Source organism: Streptomyces sp. CWNU-52B, from assembly GCF_047444975.1.
GTDB lineage: Bacteria > Actinomycetota > Actinomycetes > Streptomycetales > Streptomycetaceae > Streptomyces.
Window position 1 is genome coordinate 44,904 of record NZ_JBLFJV010000025.1, and the last position, 15,718, is coordinate 60,621.

Sequence of the window (15,718 nt, forward strand, 5' to 3'; positions counted from 1 at the left end):
GCCGCTCCGCGGCCTCCTGCCGTTATACAGGATTCGTCTCCGGGAGCCGCATGCCCGTAGTACCGCAGGGGCATAGTCGATACGCTCCCTGCGGGGAACGGCCGTGCGATGGGGGGAAGTTGCTGGTGTATCGGAGACCCGTGCGACTTTTTTCGGGCGTCCTGGCCACCGGGCTGTTACTGGGAGGCTGCTCGGGAGCCGAGGACGCCGGATCCGCCGAGCCCGGCCGGTCAGGAGCCACCGGCGCCAGGCCCACGACGGCGAGCGGCGACACCCGCTCCGACCCCTCCTCCGGCTCCAGTACGCGCCCGAGCCCGGCACCCAGCGCGAGCCCCACAGGCCTGGACTTCACCCCCGACCCCGACCGCGCCCCGAAGACCCGCGCACAGGCCCTGCGCCTGGCCCGCGCCATCACGGCGACGCCCGTCAACTGGGGCCCCGGCTACGTGAAGCGCAGCCCCTACGAGAGCGACCCCGGCTCCTGGCCCGTACTCGACACGGACTGTGTCTGGCAGCGCGAGCCGTTGCCCGCGACGGTGCTCGCCAGCCTCGCCCGCAACAGCGAGCTGCCCGCGGCGGACGGCAAGGGCCCGATCCGTGTCACCGCCGTCGTCACCGTGCACCGGACCGTGGAGGAGGCCGCCTGGGAGATGGCGGGCACCCTCGAAGAAGCGCTGCGCTGCCCCGACCAGCAGCTACGGCGGGGCGAGCGGATCACCGGGCTTGCGTCCCAGGGCGCGGACTACGGCCTGCTGGGCAACTTCGCCGCCGAGGACACCCTCACCGAGAGCGGCACGTACAGCAGCGACGAACTCGGCGGCCCGCACTACTACTACTGGGTGCAGAGCCGGATGGCCCAGGTGACCGTGGCCGTCGTCGGCAAGGGTTCCGAGGGGCGTACCGACAAGGACGTCGACGCCGCGCTGCTGCAGGGCGTGGGCCAGATGCTGAGCAGCGTCGAGAACGAACTGGAGGCGTCGCCATGAGCGGGCCTCTGCTCCCCACCGACCCCGTCCGGATCGGCGGCCACCGGCTGCTGGCCCGGCTCGGCGCGGGCGGCATGGGCGTGGTCTACCTCGGCCGTACGGAGGCCGGAGCCCTGGCCGCCGTCAAGGTCATCCAGGCCGAGTACGCGGACGAGCCGGACTTCCGGGCCCGGTTCCGCCGTGAGGTCGAGACGGCCCGTCGGGTGACCAGCCCCTGGGCGGTACCGGTCACCGGCGCGGACCCGGACGCGGACGAGCCCTGGCTGGCCACCGCCTTCGTGCCGGGCCCCTCGCTGGAGGAGGCCGTCGCCCGCCAGGGCCCGCTGCCGCCCCGCAGCGTGCGCGTCCTGGCCGGACTGCTCGCCGCCGCGCTGCGCGAGGTGCACGCGGCCGGACTGGTCCACCGCGACGTCAAGCCCGCCAACGTCCTGCTCGCCGTGGACGGCCCGCGCCTGATCGACTTCGGGATCGCCCGGGTGACCGACGAAACCGCGATCACCGCCACGGACCTGGTCGTCGGCACGCCCGGTTTCCTCTCCCCCGAGCAGGCCGAGGCGCGCGGCGCGGCGGTGGGTCCGGCGAGCGACATCTTCTCGCTGGGCTGCCTGCTGGCGTACGCGGCGACCGGCCGCCCGCCGTTCGGTACGGGCACGGTGGACGCCCTCCTCTACCGCACGGTCCACGACGAGCCGGACCTGTCCGGCATCGGGACCGGGACCGGGATCGAGACCGGAACCGGGGCCGGGGCCGGGACCGGGACCGACGAGGCAGCGGGCGCAGGCGCGGAAGCCGGCGTCGCAGGCGCGGAAGCCGGCGTCGCAGGCGCGGAAGCCGACGTCGCGGACACGGAGGACTCAGGCGCAGGCGCGGAAGCCGGCGTCGCGGCCACGGAGGACGGTGGCGCAGGCGCGGAGGACGGCGTCGAGCTGCTGACCCTGCTGCGCCTGTGCCTGGCGAAGGACCCGGCGGACCGTCCGACCGCCGAGCAGATCGGCACGGTCCTGCTGGCCGAGGACGCGGTCCCCGACGGCGGCCGGCTCGACTGGCTGCCCGAGGACGTCGTACGAGTCATCGCGGACCGTTCGGCCGAGATGCTGGCACTGCCCGACATCGAACCCACCGCCGCCGACGAGCCACCGACAACTCCGATACCCCCGGCAAATCCGGCAACCCCGGCAACACCGGCAACACCGGACGACACGAAGCCGGTGGCGTCGCCCGGCCGACGGCGGCTGCTCCTGGCCTCCGGCGCGGCGGTCCTCCTGGCGGCGGGCGGAACCGCGGCCTGGGCCGCCCTGCGCGACGAGGACGCCGACGCGGACAGCGGAACGTCGGCGTCGGGGACCCGCCGCTGGGCGATCGGCGTGCAGGCGGACCTGAGCGGGCCCCGCCGGACGGCGGGCGAGGCGCAGGTGCGGGGCGCGCGGCTGGCGGTCGAGCAGTTCAACTCCCGTAAGGACAAACCCTTCGATCTCACCCTCAAGCCCGTGGACGACGGCGGCGTCGCGGGACGGGCACCGGCCGCCGCGAAGCGACTGATCGACGACGCCGACGTGCTCGCCGTGCTCGGCCCCACCACCGACGAGTCGGCCCAGGCGGTCCTCGGCGCCTACGACGAGGCCCTGCTGCCGCTGCTGTCGGTCTCCGCCGGAGGGCTGCTCCTCACCACCCGGCAGTACCGGTCCTTCGTGCACTGCCGCCCCAGCGACGCGGCCCTCTCCCTCCCCGTCAGCGTCTATCTCAAGAGGCGCGGGACCGCCCTGCGCCCCGGCCTCCTCCAGGACCGCACCGCGCAGATGTACGCCCAGGAGTCGGCCGGGATCAACGCCACCATGCTGCGCAGCGTGGGCCTGCCCGCCTACCCCCGGGTCGTCCCGGCGGGCACGGACGACCTGGGTCCCGTCGTCGCCGACATGCTGCGGGCCGGAATCGACTCGTTCGTCTACGCCGGGTACGCGGCCGGCGCGGCCCAGGTCGCCAGGGAACTGTCGGCGGCCGGCTTCGACAAGCCCCGCCTCGCCTCACAGGCCGTGATCGACCCGGAGTTCCTGGAGCGGGCCGGGGCCGCGGCCGAGGGCTGGCTGATGACCTCCTCCTTCATCGACCCCGCCGCCGTACCGGCCGCGAAGACGTTCACCGCCGCCTTCCGCAAGCGCTACGGCGCCGCGCCCGGCTACTTCGCCGCCGAGGCGTACGACACCGTCAACCTCGTCGTCCAGGAACTGCTGAAGGCCACGAAGCGCGAACGGCCGCCGCGGCGCAAGGAGCTGGTCGGCCTGCTGCGCAAGAGCCGCTACAAGGGCGTCACCAAGGAGTTCGCGTTCAAGCCGGCGGACGGGCAGTTCAGCGGCTGGGGCATCTTCCTGCACCAGGTCGAGGACGGCCGCTTCCGCTTCCTCGGTGAAGCCCCCTCCAGGGTGTAGCGGTGAACAGGGCACACTCCGATCGTTCCGGCGGGTTCGCGGACCGCTCGGGAGTGCGCGCGCTCAAGCCGGGCGACCCGTCCTTCGTCGGCGGCCACCGGCTCCTCGGCCGGCTCGGCGCGGGCGGCATGGGCGTGGTCTACCTGGCCCGTTCGGCGGGCGGGACGCTGGTCGCGCTGAAGGTGATCCGCGCCGAGTACGCGGCCGACCCCGGCTTCCGGGCCCGCTTCCGCCGCGAGGCACAGGCGGCGAGCGGGCTCACCGGACGGTGGGTGGTCCCGGTCACCGCGGCGGAGCCGGAGGCTCGCGAACCCTGGCTGACGACCGCCTTCGTACCGGGTCCTTCACTCACCGAGGCGGTCACGCTGCACGGGCCGCTGCCGGAACGTACCGTACGGGCCCTGGGCGCCCGGCTGGCCGAGGCGCTCACCGAGGTGCACGCCGCGGGCCTGGTGCACCGGGACGTCAAACCGGGCAACATCCTGCTCGCCCTGGACGGCCCCCGGCTGATCGACTTCGGCATCGCGCGGTCCACCGGTGTCACCGCGCTGACCGCGAGCGACGTGGTGATCGGCTCGCCCGGCTATCTCTCACCCGAGCAGGCACAGGCACGGGCCGGTGACGTCGGCCCGCCGAGCGACCTGTTCTCACTGGGCTGCGTCCTGGCGTACGCGGCGACCGGCCGCCGCCCGTTCGGCACCGGCACCGCGGCCGCCGTCGTCTTCCGTACGGTCCACGAGGAACCGGACCTGGCCGCCGCGCCCTGGACCCTGGTCCCGCTCCTGACCGACTGCCTGGCGAAGGACCCGACGGCCAGACCGACGGCACAGGAGATACGGGCCGCTTTGACGGCGGAGACCACCGGGACCACCGGGACCACCGAAGATGGTGGGACCGGTGGGACCGGTGGGACCGGTGGGATCGGCGGGCCGGAGCGGTCGGGCGACTGGCTGCCGCCCCCGCTCCCCCGCCTGATCGCGGAACGCTCGTCCGCTGTCCTGTCCCTGCCCGACCCCGACCCCGCGCCCGATGCCGCGCCCACAGATCCCGGCCCCTCCTCCGCCTCCACCTCCGCCCCCGTCACACTCGTACAGCCGCCGGAGCCACGCCCCGCCCTCACCCGGCGCCGCCTGCTGACGCTGGGCTCGGCGGCCGGAGTGACCCTGACGGGCGGCGGGCTCGCGGTGTGGGCCGCCTCCCGAGGGGCGGCCGGATCCGACGGCGCGGCCCACTCCGGCCCACTGCCCCGGTACGTCATCGGACTGCACGCGGACCTGTCGGGCCCGGACCGGGCGATCGGCCGGGCACAGGAACGGGGCGCGCGGCTCGCCGTGGCGGACTTCAACTCCGGCTCCCGTGACCACCGCGCCTTCGACCTGACGCTGAGGGTCCTGGACGACGCCGGGAAGCCGAAGCGGGCCGAGGAGGTGGCTGCGACGTTCGTCGCGGACGAGGACGTGTACGCCGTCATCGGCCCGACCGGCGCCGCCGCGGCCGAGAACGCCATGTCCCGCTACGAGAAGGCCCTGCTGCCCCTGGTGGCCGTCTCCTGCGGCGACGACCGGTACGCCCAGTCCACCACCCGCTCGTTCTTCCAGCTCAGAGCCGACGAGAACACCCTCTCCACGCCCTTCATCCACTACCTCACCCACGCCGAGAAGAGTCGCAGGACCGCCCTGATCGACGACAGGGCGGCCAGTCTGACGAGTTGGCAGATCGTCAAGGACCTGACCGCGATCCCGCCCTCCAACGGCACGACCACCACGCACACCGTCCCCGCGGACAGCGAGGACTTCGGCCCGGCCGCCACCGCCGTGCTCGCCGCGGACGCGCAGGCCGTCGTGTACGCGGGCGCCTCCCCGCACCGGGCGGCCCGCTGCGCCCGCGCCCTGGACCGGGCCGGATTCCGTGGCACGCGCATGGCGTCGGAACCGGTCCTGCAGCCCGCGTTCCTCAAGGAGGCGGGCGCGGCGGCCGAGGGCTGGGTGATCACGACGACCTACGTCGACCCGGCCGAACTGCCGGCCGCGGCCCGCTTCGTGAAGACGTACAGGAAACGCTTCGGGGTACGCACCGTCGAGCGCTTCGCGGTGGAGGCGTACGACGCGCTGCTCTTCGTCGCCCAGGGCCTGCGCGAGCTGGGCAGCGTCGAGCCCGAACGGGGCGCCATGGTGCGCAGGCTCCGCGAGACCACCCACAAGGGGCTGGCCAAGACCATCGAGTTCGACCCGGTGACCCACGAGTTCACCTGGGTCAACAGCCTCTTCCTGCACCGCGTACGGAACGGCGCTCCCCACTTCCTGGGCCGCTACGACAAGGTGGGGAAGCCCTGATACGGAGTACGGGGTACGGGGTACGGGGTACGGATTCATCGGGGCCGCATGGAACCGAGCTTCCCCCAGACGACCAGGCGGTACGTGGAGGTGTACTCCGGCGTGCAGGTGGTGAGCGTGAGGTAGTGCCCGGGATCGGCGTACCCGTAGGAAGGCTTGACCGCGCTATGGGGAACCTCCCGGATCACCCCGCCGTCCCCGGCCGAGGTACTGGGCAACGTCCTGTCGACGACGTACGTGTACACGGCGGCCCTGGTCTCGACCTGGATCCGGTCGCCGCGCCGCAGCCGGTTGATGTACCGGAAGGGCTCGCCGTGGGTGTTCCGATGCCCGGCGAGAGCGAAGTTCCCGGCCCGGCCGGGCTGCGCGGTCCCCGGGTAGTGACCGACGTATCCCTTGTTGAGCACGTCGCCCTTGCTGACCCCTTCCGCGACGGGAACGCGTAGTCCGAGCCGCGGAATGCTGAGGACGGCGTAGGCCTGGGTCCAGCGGGGCTGGGCGCTGCCGGAGGACCTGCCCCCGGCCCCGGACGAGGACCGCCGGCTGTCAGGGGAGGCGCCCTCAGCCCCCAGGACGAATTCCCCACCCCCACCCCCGCCCCCGTCCCCCTCTTCGCCGCCGTCCTCCCACTCCCTCTCCAGGGCCTGGACCTTCCGCTCGGCGCCCTCGCGGGCCTGCCGGTTGGTCCACCACAGCTGGTGTGCGACGAGCAGCAGGAGAACGACCCCGAGGGTCACGAGAACCTCGGCACCACTCCAGAGAACCCGGCCGAACCGCGCACGCCGCCGCCGACCCTGCTGATGAACGACGGGTACGCGCACGCGCGGGCCTCCTCCCAGAGGCGGTGCCGACGGACCGGGCCGGGGGTTCACCGGGTCCGACCCGGGGCCGCACGATAAACGCTGAGCCACCAACTGACCACCCCCGGGAACGCCCCGCTCCTCACGGCCCTCCCCCTTCCTCCCCCACTTCCTCTCCCACTTCCTCGTCGCGGCTCACGACCGCGGCTCACGACCGCGGCTCACGTGGCCTCCGCGATCTCACCGCTGGCCTGCACATACCTGACCGGTGACAGTCGTCGGCAGTACGGTGTCACCCATGCGCCCCGACACGCCTGCCGAGTACGTCGACCACAACGCCGAAGCAGCACGCCTGGAGCGGACAGCCGGCCTCTACCCCGAGGACGCCGAACACCTGCTCCTGCAGGCCGCGGCCCACCTCGAACTGGCCGACGACCGCCCACGAGCCACCTCTCTCTACGACCGCCTGCTCGCCGGCCCGACCTCGCTGGAGAACCCACTCCTGGTACGGGCCCTGAAGGCGGCCAACCTCTGGGAGTACGGCCACGAGGCGGAGGCCGGCGCGATCATCACCGGAGTCCGCGCGGCGGCCCCCCGCGACCCCGCGACCTGGGTGATCGTGGCGGAGTCCCTGGAGGCCCACGACGAGCTGGAAGCCGCACAGGAGACGTTCACGGAGGCGGCGGTCCACCTCCTGACCGACGTCCCGGAGCCCCCGTACGCGACCCACCCGGTCCTCTTCGGCCGCCATCGCGTACGCCGCATGCTGGGCCTGTCCCACGACGACTGGGACACCCTCGCGGACACCCTGCACTCCTCCCCGGTCTCCCTGGACGAGCTGCACGACCCCAAGCGCGTGTGGTCGCTGGGCTCCGACAACCCGGCGGAACTGGAAGCGGAGATCTCCCGCCTGCGCGCCGAACTGGGCACGTACCGCGAGGCGTTGTCCCGCCCGTTCCCGGTGGCGGTCCTCCACTGGCCGGCCCCGGAGCTGACGGAACTGTTGACCGCGTACCCGACCCTGTCGGCGGAGTACCCGTCCCACGCCGAACACCTGACGACGATAGAAGCCTCCCTACGCGAACTGGCAGCCTCGGGCACCCCGAACCTGGGCATCGTGACGGGCACGGTCCCGTCGTACGAGGCATTCGCAGCCTCGGAAAGCGCCTCCCCGACCGACGCGTCCCTACTACCGCAGTACGCGACAACACTGGCGGCAAGAGGAAGGGCAGAGGCTTGGCCACCGGAGCGGGGGGCGGCTTGTTGGTGTGGGTCGGGGCGGGCTTATGAGGGGTGTCACGGGGATACGGACGCCTGACTGTCGGTGCCCCGACACCGGATCGGGCAGCCAGGAGACTCGGCTTCCGCCCTCGGACGGGCACTCGGCGGACCATCGCAGGGACCGAGTCATGATCGTGAGGCACAGCCGCCTTGAGCACGATGAAGCCGTCCACGCCTGCCGTCTCGGCGCGCATGAGCAGGCAAGCGAGCAAGGACACGGCCGCCGAACTGGCGGTCCGTCGCCTGCTCCACGCGGCCGGGCTGCGTTACCGCGTGGAGTATCCCGTGCCGGGCATGCCACGACGCCGCATCGATGTGGCCTTCACGTCGGTCAAGGTCGCCGTACTGATCGACGGGTGCTTCTGGCACGGCTGCCCCGAACACGCGACCCAGCCGAAGTCGAACGCACAGTGGTGGCGGCAGAAGCTGGACCGCAACATGGCACGAGACGCGGAGACCACCGCCCATCTCGTGGTGGCAGGGTGGGAGGTTCTGCGGTTCTGGGAGCACGAGGCGCCGGATGACGTGGCCCTGCGCATCGCGGCTGCCGTGACGCGACGGAGAGTTCGACGAGGGCGGGGGACGTAGCCGTGAGCGGGTTGACCTTCTTGGACGTGTGCTCCGGAGCGGGTGGACTCGCTCTGGGACTGGAGCAGGCCGGCTTCGAACCGACGCTGCTCCTGGACGAGGATGCCGACGCCTGCCGCACCCTACGAGCCAACCGACCGCGGTGGAACGTGCTTCAGGAGGACCTCCTGGACCTGGACCCGAGCGAACACCCCGAGTGCTACGACGTGGACCTGCTGTCCGCGGGACTGCCGCGGGTGAAGTCCAGCGCCACCGTCGCCCGCGCCGAGTCGGGCAGGGAGGAGCGGCTGTTGGAGGCCGCCGTGTACCTCGCTCACGCGGTCGGACCCCGGGCCCTGCTGATCGAGAATGTGCCCGGCCTCGCGGACCCGGAGAAGTTCCACGCCTTCCACCAGTTCGCCCGCGCCGAACTGGAGCATCTCGGTTACGAGTTCAGCTGGTTCGTCTTCAACGCCGCCGACTTCGGCGTGCCGCAGGATCGCAGGCAGGGGGTGCTGGTCGCGCTCAAGAAGCAGTGGTTCCCGGCTTTTCAGCCGCCTCCCCCGACTGTGACGCGACATGTGTCAGCGGGCGAAGCCCTGGCTCCCTCGATGCGGTCGCGTGGGTGGAGGGACGCCGATCGGTGGGTGGCCCGAGCGGCCACCGTGGCGCCGACGCTGGTCGGCGGATCGAAGAATCGCGGTGGGGCCGACCTGGGGCCCTCCGGAACCAAGCGCAAGTGGGAGAAACTGGGAGTGAACGCCCACTCGCTGGGCGATCAGATCCCCGGGCCGGACTTCGTGTGGGCGCCGGAACTCGGCAAGGACCACATGGTGAAGCTCACGGTCGATCAGGCTGCTCTGCTCCAGAGCTTCCCCGAGGACTGGGAGATCACCGGGAGGAAGACGGCCCGCTACCGACAGATCGGCCATGCCTCCCCACCGCCGATGGGCAAGGCGCTGGGTTCGGCCATCGCCCATGCGCTCCGCTCCTGACGGGTCCCACAGGTAAGGGATGCTCGGTACCACCGTCGCAGGCTGTTCCACCCTGCCCATGAGCAAAGCACTCCTACGCCTCTGGCATCGGCAACTACACTTCACGCCCATGAGCCACATCGAAAAGGTACTATCTCCACCTGCGGTTTTTCGCATTTTGGACCTATTTGCGGGGCCTGGTGGGCTGGATGTGGCAGCAGACGTTCTGGGGCACCAGGTCACCGGTATCGAATGGGACGCGGGAGCATGCGCTACCCGCAGTGCGGCGGGGATGGACACCTTCCAAGGTGATGTCCGGCAGTATCGCGCAGCCTTCTTCCCGAACGCCCAGGTACTGACGGGCGGTCCTCCGTGCCAGACGTTCACCGTCGCCGGACACGGAGCGGGCCGCAGAGCGCTGGATCAGGTGGCGCGGTACATCGATCGCTTGCACGAGGCAGTGTGCGCCGAGGACCAGGAATGGAAGGAGATCTTCCGAGTCTGGCGGAAGATCCACGAGGAACTCCGGCAGAAGGAGATCGAAGCCTCAGAGGTCAAGACCCGCAAGCGCGAGGTCGAGGAGCTCAGGGCCGTGAGACGCAAGGCCATGAAGGCCAGGCTGATTCGTCTCGGACACCCGGTGAGCGCGGTCAAGGGCATCCTGAAGGTGCTCAAGACCCCGCAGAACCTAGAGTTTCAGGATGCCGAGCTCAAAGGCCTCCTCGATGAGATCAGCGATCTGAACGGTGAGCTCGCCAAGTTGAAGGACCAACTCGAGGAGTTGGGTGACGAGCGGACAGGGCTGGTCCTGCAACCTCTGTGGTGGGTGATCGAGCGAAGCAGGCGGCCTGGCTCGGAGCCCTACGAGGCGGTCGTCCTGGAGCAGGTACGCGCGGTGATGCCGGTGTGGGAGAAGTACGCGGAGGTGCTCGCTTCCCTCGGATATCGGACCGCAACACAGTTGATGCACACCGAGGCCTTCGGCGTGCCGCAGACCCGGCGACGAGCGGTGCTGATGGCCCGGTTCGATCCGGGCGCCCTCAGGAGCAAGGCCCCGCTCCGTCCCGGTGGCTTCCCCCAGGTGCCCGAGACGCACGAGTACTACCAGCCCGGTGGCCGAATCACCTTGCCACCGAAGGCGCCGTGGGTCTCCATGCAGAGCGCTCTCGCGGGGGCGAGGAGGATCGCGCGGGAACTGGAACTGGAACTGCCCGATCGTCCGGCGTTCACCGTCGTCTCCAACTACGGCACGGGTGGTGTCCCCGAGGCGCGCGGCCGACGCGACCACGACGCCCCTTCCGCCACGATCACCGGGAAGGTGTCCCGGAACCGCGTGGTCCACCAGGACACCGACGAGGAACTCGTCCCCAATCGCTTCACCCCTGCCGAGGCAGGAGTGCTCCAGACGTTCCCCGTCGCATACCCCTGGAGCGGCAACGACGTGTCGCAGCAGATCGGCAACGCCGTACCGCCCAGGCTCGCCCTTCACGTGCTGCGGCACGTACTCGATCCCCGACCGGACAGCGACGAGGCCGCTGTCGGGCTGAAGCGGGCCGCCGCGGATCTGGAAGCCTGGAAGCCCGGCGAGCCTGTCGAGATCCGCCGGCACGGCGAATGGAAGGGCCACCCGCTCACCGGCAGGTGACCCCTCCCGCTCAATCCTGGAGTGTCCGGCCCCTGACCGGGGCGGTCTCGAAGAGTTCGGCGAAGTAGTCGGTGAGCGCGACCAACGACTCCTCCGGGACGGGCTCGTCGTCGGGCCCGTCCGGCAGGGAGTGCCTCGGCACCGGGGGAGCGGACTCGGCCTCCGCGACCCACTGGCGCAGCACCTCGGGATCGCGCGACTCGTCCCGGGCCAACGCGTCGTAGACCAAGGTCGCGCCGGCGGCGTTGACCGCCGTCATCAGGCCTTCGATCTCCCGCCCGGTACTGGCGACACCGCGTTCCAGGATACGTACCAGGGCCAGGGCGGTGGGGCGATGGTCGATCACGTCCCGCTTGAGCGCGGAGTGGATCAGGTCCTGGTTGGCGCAGGCCGCGATCACCGGAGAGTAGTCCTTGCCGTTACGGAACATCTCCGCCGCCCACCACAGGCGCGAGAAGCACTGCCGGTCCGACGCACCCTTGAACCGTTCCCGGTTGATCCGCGGCACTCCCCCACCACGTGGGGTTGTCGGCGGATGTCTGAAGGCCACGTAGTCCGGGGCGACAGCCAGTGCGAGATGGTTCCAGAGCCGCTGGTCCGCGGCCTCACGCCGGGTGAGGCGCAACGTCGCGTGCAATCGGGGCGCCAACCAGCCGTCGGCGTCCGTCCGGTTGTCCTCGAACTGGTGCTTCGCGTCGTCCACGAGATCCCTGAGAGGCTCCGCCTCCCACCGGGCGTCGTCCTCGGGAAGAGGTTCGACGACTTTGGCCAGGTCGACGCCCCCGTGCCCGCGGGCTCCGCTGAGAAGGTCCTCGGTGAGGAAGGGGTCGGCGGCCGCCGCGGAGAGCAGTCCGAGCCGCTCGGGAATGTAACGGGGCTTCTCGATCACGTGCCGGCCTCTCGATTCATCTGCTGCAATGTGCGCAGGACGTTGGTGACCGTCTTCTTCGCGCCGGCTCGGCGAACGGCGGCAAAATGGACACGAGTCTGAAGTTCCACCCACCCCGAGTCGCCGGTCCGACGGCGGTGGACCTGCCGGAGCGCCTCCTCCACGCGGAGGCCCGGGACCACGTCGGGGAGCATCTCCCGCAGCACTTCCCCCCGCCAGTCGGTGGGGAAGACGGGCGAGCCGTCGGGTTCGACCTCCAGATCACCCACGGCGCTGTGGAACACCGCGGTCCACACGTCGGTGGCCATCTGCGCGACCAGCAGCTCATGGATCTTGTTCTCGATCCCGCCGCTGTCGCCGCCGAGCAGATCGGAGAAACCCTCGACGTCGGTGTTGATCATCACCAACGGCAGCCGACCCGAGGCGTCGATCACCCAGGGAACGTCGGAGTAGGGCCGCAACCATTCCCGCGCGCTCTTGGAAAAGCTCGCCTGCCTCACGTCCAGGCGCAGTCCACCGAGCGGCTCCTCGGCGGAGACGTCGACCGTCCAGTCGCTGTCCGTCTCCGTGATCGCCCGACCTTCGACGTCGCCGACCGTCGCGACGGCGTGGACCGCCAAGGAGGCACGGCCCACATGGTTGTCGCGGACCACTTCGATCTCGCCGGACCACTCCTTGCTACGCGGAGCGTCCTGCCTCAGGTCTACTGAGGTGCGCACGTTGGTGGCGCCCTCGGTGAGTACCGCCAGGACCCTCAGGTCGCTCCACGGCCCGTCGGGATCGTCAGCGCCGGGAGGCAGCGTGGCGGACAGGCCGATTCTGGCCGAGACCCAGTCCTCGTGCTGCGCAACGCCCAGGGCCACGGTCCGTTGAGGGGTGGAGTAGGCGGAGGTGTCCAGGTGGTCGTGAGTGCCGTCTGGCAGTCTGAGGGAGGCCGAGGTAACCCTCAGGACGATCGGGCGGTTGAGTCGTTTGTACGGGTAGAACTTCATGCCTCACTCCCCTGTGCCGGCACGGAGTTCGAGAACGAGCCGCGTGAGTTCGGTGCGGACCGGATGGCTGGTGGCGTCTGTGGAGCCCCGGAAGACGGCTCGACGGGCGCGCGGCGTGAAGCGAAGCACCCCGCCCTCGACCTCGCACCCCTCCACCGCGGTGAGTTCCGCCCAGTCGAGCCTGGGTCGGCTTCCCGACCGGACGTCGAGAAGGACCACCGGTTTCATGGCGGGCAGTTCGTCGGCCCGTGGCAGTTTCACCTCGGCGGTGATCCGCCACTCCCCACCGGTGCCGATCTCGGCATCCAGCTTGTCCAGTTCGGGCAGAGCCGCCCCGGATCCACGCTTGGGCACGGTGCCCTTGCGCGGGACGGTGAGTTTCTTGCGCAGCTTGGCACTCTCCTGTGAACGCGCGCTCCTCGGCCGGACGACCAATTCCTTCACTCCCGCGTTGACCTCGGTGGTCAATCTGGAAATGCGGTTGTGCGCGGTGTGCGACCAACGGAGGGTCAACTCCTCGGTCTGCCCCCAACGGTCGTGCTCGGGTGGTTCGGCGGCACGCAGGAACTCCTCGGCCTCCTCGGCGAAGGGCGCCGACTCCCCGGCCGCCTGCCCCAGCAGGAGAACGGCCTGGAACGAGGTGACGCCCAGCGGCAACCCGAAGACGCCGGACTCCTTGACGGTCATCCGGTTGCCACGCAGCGAGTGGACCTGGTTCGGGTCGCCGTCCTTGTCCTCCGCCTCCGTGACCAGGAGCACCCCCGGGTGCGTGCCGAGCGTGCCACGCCGCCCTCCGGACAGCGGCAGCCGGAGCGGCACGGTGCGAAGAGCCACCTGCCCTGCCTCGGTGAGCCGGTCCACGGTCGCTCCCTCGTAGAACGCGCGCAGCGCCCGGGTACGCGAGGGCTGGGTGTCGGTGGGGTCGACCTTCTCCTCCTCGATGACGACCTGGTCGTTGCGAAGCGTGCGGACCGAGGTCTCCAACAGCGGGAGTCTGCCGCCGCCTCCGGTCATGGCCGCCCAGAAGTCCCGGCTCAGCGCCTCGACCAGGCGTCGGTGCATGACGCGGATGTCGCGGATCCCGTCGTCGTCCCGCCCGTTCTCGTCCTCGTCGTCCGTCGAGTCCGTCCTCCCCTGTTCGAGGCTCGCCACGTCGTGGGCGCCGACGATGAGGAAGGACGTGCCCGGCTCGTCACCGTCGCGGGTGAGGTGAAGGCTCTCGACCGTCTTCTCGTCCGCCCACCAGGAACGGACCACCTCCGCGCCGGTCGTCTCGGGGTCGGGGCGGCCCAACCAGGCGGGGCCGGCGTACGGATTGCCGCCGACGGAACGCCACGGCAGCTCCAGTCGTCCGATGACACGGCGCTCGGTGCGGCCCTCGTGAGGGACCGAGAGCGTGGAGTTGATCAGCACCATCCCGAGCGCGCTGGTCGCCCAGAGCGTCGCCTTGCCGAGCCCGAAGGAACCGCCCGCCCCTCGACCCGACTTGAGGCTCTCCAACTGTCGGCGGACGACGGCCGCGAACTTGCCGTCGTCGTAGTCGTCGCCGGTGAGACCGGACGCGTTGTAGTCGTCGATCCGTAGAAGGACCAAGCGCCCCTTCTCGAACATGTCGCGTACGCCGGCGTCCACGACGCGTCCGACCTTCTGATCGGCGGCGGCTTCGGAGACGGCCAGGTAGTGGGGCTGGAGTTCGTCCCAGAGGACAGCGGCACGGAACGCGTCCAGCTTCTCGCCGGTGAGTTCGTGGATGGTGTAGCGCACGCGGACCGGACGGCCGTTCTCCACGACTCTCTCGTCGAGACTGTTCTGACAGGTCTCGCGCGCGAGCACCTGGACGTCCGCGTCGAAGGCGAAGGCAGCGGCGTTCCCGCCGTCGCGCCCGCCGTCCTGGTAACCGGGTCGGTGGTACCAGGTGATGGGGAGACCGCTCTGCGTGTCGGTGGTACGGGTATGCACCGTACCCAGGTCCGTGCCGAGCGCCTTGGCGATCTCCCCCATGACGGTCGGACGTGGCACCGAGCGCCTGGTGATCCACGCCGAGACCGCGGCCCTGGTCAACCCCAGCTCGTCGGCCAGCTCGGCCTGCGTCTTCCCCGCGATCTTGAGCTGTCGGGACAGCCAGGGCCCGAACTCTTCGCCGGCCTCCATGGGGCCTCCCACTCTTTGCCGTATGTCGTTGTGCCAACAGTCACGGGCAGGTTAATTTGACATCGAGACCTACGTCAACTGGAACTTGACAACAGCTCGACCGGCCCCACAGAGTACTAACTGTCCAACTTGACCTATGCGCCCGATATGGGCATTCCATCCGACAGTGCCGCACGAGCGGCGGGCCCCGCATGACGCGACCGACAAATCCCTGCCGCAAACGCTCCTTGCAAATCGGAGAGGTCAACTCCGTTACTGCGCCCAGGTATTGGGATTTACACGAATGGGTGAAGCGCTCTAGGATCGCCAACAGCGGAAGCGTCCGTCTCACTCAGGAACTCCTGTGTCAAACGGGTGAGTTGTGCCCTCTCACACTTGAACGACCCCGAACGTGCTTGCGGTACGGGGATCGACGACCACGACCAGAGGACGCGAAGTTCCCATGGAAGACCCTCCTGAGGAGACGGAACCTCTGTACCACTGCACTCCTCATTCGCTGCGTGAAATTCACTCCATGTCCTTGGATCTCTCCTTGGCCAGCTCCGACTTGGTAAAAAAGCAGATTCTCGACTCGTTCGGTACGACGATCGAGGAATTCGACGAACTCTTCGGACACGGATCCGGATCCATCGGTCCCCACGACGACTGAACCGCGCAGATCGTCGAAGCACATAGTC

At 70.3% G+C, this 15,718-nt stretch carries 12 protein-coding genes; 8 read left to right on the top strand and 4 right to left on the bottom strand.

Annotated features, from left to right (window positions below; translation table 11 throughout):
• Positions 1-140: 140 nt before the first annotated feature.
• The 3 genes from ACLVWQ_RS24280 to ACLVWQ_RS24290 are packed head-to-tail and all read left to right on the top strand — an operon-like array spanning position 141 to position 5,742.
• A complete protein-coding gene (locus ACLVWQ_RS24280) occupies positions 141-986 on the top strand; it encodes a hypothetical protein (protein ID WP_414111269.1) in 846 nt (281 codons plus the stop codon).
• Positions 983-3,409, top strand: coding sequence for a bifunctional serine/threonine-protein kinase/ABC transporter substrate-binding protein (locus ACLVWQ_RS24285; RefSeq protein ID WP_414111270.1), 2,427 nt, complete (start codon positions 983-985; stop codon positions 3,407-3,409). The genes ACLVWQ_RS24280 and ACLVWQ_RS24285 overlap by 4 nt, the downstream gene beginning before the upstream one ends.
• 53 nt (positions 3,410-3,462) lie before the next feature.
• Positions 3,463-5,742 carry a bifunctional serine/threonine-protein kinase/ABC transporter substrate-binding protein gene (locus ACLVWQ_RS24290; protein ID WP_414111336.1) on the top strand — a complete coding sequence of 760 codons (2,280 nt, stop codon included), beginning with the start codon at positions 3,463-3,465 and terminating at the stop codon, positions 5,740-5,742.
• Positions 5,743-5,777: 35 nt separating this feature from the next.
• Here the strand turns inward: ACLVWQ_RS24290 and ACLVWQ_RS24295 are convergent, their stop codons facing one another.
• Positions 5,778-6,563, bottom strand: a complete 786-nt coding sequence (locus ACLVWQ_RS24295) for a class E sortase (RefSeq protein WP_414111271.1) — start codon at positions 6,561-6,563, stop codon at positions 5,778-5,780.
• 277 nt (positions 6,564-6,840) lie between these two features.
• Here ACLVWQ_RS24295 and ACLVWQ_RS24300 point away from each other — a divergent pair, with 277 nt between their 5' ends.
• The 4 genes from ACLVWQ_RS24300 (at position 6,841) to ACLVWQ_RS24315 (ending at position 11,009) form a co-directional block, all read left to right on the top strand.
• Positions 6,841-7,860 carry an SEC-C domain-containing protein gene (locus tag ACLVWQ_RS24300; protein ID WP_414111272.1) on the top strand — a complete coding sequence of 340 codons (1,020 nt, stop codon included), beginning with the start codon at positions 6,841-6,843 and terminating at the stop codon, positions 7,858-7,860.
• A gap of 155 nt (positions 7,861-8,015) precedes the next feature.
• On the top strand, positions 8,016-8,411 hold the full coding sequence (locus ACLVWQ_RS24305; protein ID WP_414111273.1) for a very short patch repair endonuclease: 396 nt from the start codon (positions 8,016-8,018) through the stop codon (positions 8,409-8,411).
• A 2-nt stretch (positions 8,412-8,413) separates the two neighbouring features.
• Entirely contained in the window at positions 8,414-9,385 is a 972-nt protein-coding gene (locus tag ACLVWQ_RS24310) for a DNA cytosine methyltransferase (protein ID WP_414111274.1), read from the top strand.
• 109 nt (positions 9,386-9,494) lie between these two features.
• Positions 9,495-11,009, top strand: a complete 1,515-nt coding sequence (locus tag ACLVWQ_RS24315; RefSeq protein ID WP_414111275.1) for a DNA cytosine methyltransferase — start codon at positions 9,495-9,497, stop codon at positions 11,007-11,009.
• 10 nt (positions 11,010-11,019) lie between these two features.
• Here the strand turns inward: ACLVWQ_RS24315 and ACLVWQ_RS24320 are convergent, their stop codons facing one another.
• The 3 genes from ACLVWQ_RS24320 to ACLVWQ_RS24330 are packed head-to-tail and all read right to left on the bottom strand — an operon-like array spanning position 11,020 to position 15,041.
• Positions 11,020-11,898, bottom strand: coding sequence for a DUF6339 family protein (locus tag ACLVWQ_RS24320; RefSeq protein ID WP_414111276.1), 879 nt, complete (start codon positions 11,896-11,898; stop codon positions 11,020-11,022).
• Positions 11,895-12,890 carry a hypothetical protein gene (locus ACLVWQ_RS24325; RefSeq protein ID WP_414111277.1) on the bottom strand — a complete coding sequence of 332 codons (996 nt, stop codon included), beginning with the start codon at positions 12,888-12,890 and terminating at the stop codon, positions 11,895-11,897. Before ACLVWQ_RS24325 ends, ACLVWQ_RS24320 begins: the two co-directional genes overlap by 4 nt.
• 3 nt (positions 12,891-12,893) lie before the next feature.
• Entirely contained in the window at positions 12,894-15,041 is a 2,148-nt protein-coding gene (locus ACLVWQ_RS24330; protein WP_414111278.1) for a helix-turn-helix transcriptional regulator, read from the bottom strand.
• A 514-nt stretch (positions 15,042-15,555) separates the two neighbouring features.
• Between ACLVWQ_RS24330 and ACLVWQ_RS24335 the strand changes: the two genes are divergently transcribed.
• The gene (locus ACLVWQ_RS24335; protein ID WP_414111279.1) at positions 15,556-15,690 is read left to right on the top strand and encodes a hypothetical protein; all 135 of its coding nucleotides are present in this window, start codon (positions 15,556-15,558) and stop codon (positions 15,688-15,690) included.
• Positions 15,691-15,718: the final 28 nt, after the last annotated feature.